Annotated in this window: 1 protein-coding gene and 1 pseudogene; one reads left to right on the forward strand and one right to left on the reverse strand. The window is 76.3% G+C overall.

Annotation, left to right across the window (positions count from 1 at the left end; translation table 11 throughout):
* Positions 1-336: 336 nt before the first annotated feature.
* The gene (locus GA0115240_RS10190; RefSeq protein WP_093736346.1) at positions 337-522 is read left to right on the forward strand and encodes a hypothetical protein; all 186 of its coding nucleotides are present in this window, start codon (positions 337-339) and stop codon (positions 520-522) included.
* A 204-nt stretch (positions 523-726) separates the two neighbouring features.
* Here GA0115240_RS10190 and GA0115240_RS10195 read toward each other — a convergent pair.
* A pseudogene (locus tag GA0115240_RS10195) lies at positions 727-1,141 on the reverse strand (hypothetical protein); the annotation flags it as partial.

Consider the following 1,141-nt stretch of genomic DNA (forward strand, 5'->3'; position numbering starts at 1 on the left):
GGACCGAACGGATCCCTCGGAACGCCCGCCCCGCGACGACCACCCCGTGCGTGCCCGCGCCCGGGCCCGCCCCCGGATGTTCCGCGCCGGCGTTCCCCCGGGCCGTGGGCGCAGGCCGACCGCTGCCCGGGCGCGCGCTGCGTCGACGGTGTGGACCGGGCCGCCTCCTCGGGAGCCGGGCGGGCGGTGTGTCCGTCGACCGCCCCGGGCAGCCGGCCGGCGCCGCATAGAATCCGCGGGTGATCCCCGCACCTGTCGCGCGGCCCCCGCGGGCTCGTCCTCGGCGTCTGCGTCGTCGCCGCCGCCACGACGCTCGGCTGGTACGCCACCGGGTCCGTGCGCCCGCACTGCGGCGTCGTCGTCTTCGCCGGCACGTACACGGCTCTCGGCGAGGTCGAACGGTCCGACACCAAGGACACGGTCCGGGCGGACAAGGCACGGGCGGAGCGCGGCTACCAGCAGGCGGTTGCCTCAGGGCGGTGCGCCCCTCCGCACGCCCGCTGGCACGGATGGCTCGGCTGACCGGCCGGCCGGGCCGTCGTGCCTGTTTAGCCGCTGTACGCCGGTGCGCGTATGCCGGTGCGCGTAGGGACGGCGTAGGCGCGGCGCAGGACTCCGCGCCGGAGATGCGGGCAGTCCGGCCCGGCCGGCAGGTGGACGGCGATGAGGACCCGGCATCGGCGGATGCCGCGGCGCGCCGGTCGTACGGGCGGGTACGGGCGGGTATCAGCAGCGGGCACGCCGGTAGATCCGGGTGCCCTCCACCGCAGCGACCTCGTGGAAGCCCTGCGCCAGCAGGCCCTCGAGGAGCGGGTAATCGGCCAGGCGGTAGGGGGTGTCGGCGGACTCGTCGACGACCAGGCACGGAGGGGTGGTGGCCAGTTCGCGGCGCAGGGTCGGCCAGGCGCCGGGCACCGCGTATGCCGCGCCGACGCGGTGCGGGTTGCCGTTGCCGCTGAAGTTGGTGAGCAGGCCCGCGGTCAGGAAGCGGCTGGCCGGTCGTCGGGCGGCCAGCGGGTAGATCTCCGGGTGCATCCCCCAGATGAACACGCGCTGCTGCGGGGTGCTGTGGGCGTCGACGGCTGCGGCCACCGCCAGGGATGTCGCCATTTGGGGCGGCCGGCTCTGCAGCGCGTAGGCC

The sequence above is a fragment of the Streptomyces sp. DvalAA-14 genome (genome assembly GCF_900091855.1).
Lineage (GTDB): Bacteria > Actinomycetota > Actinomycetes > Streptomycetales > Streptomycetaceae > Actinacidiphila.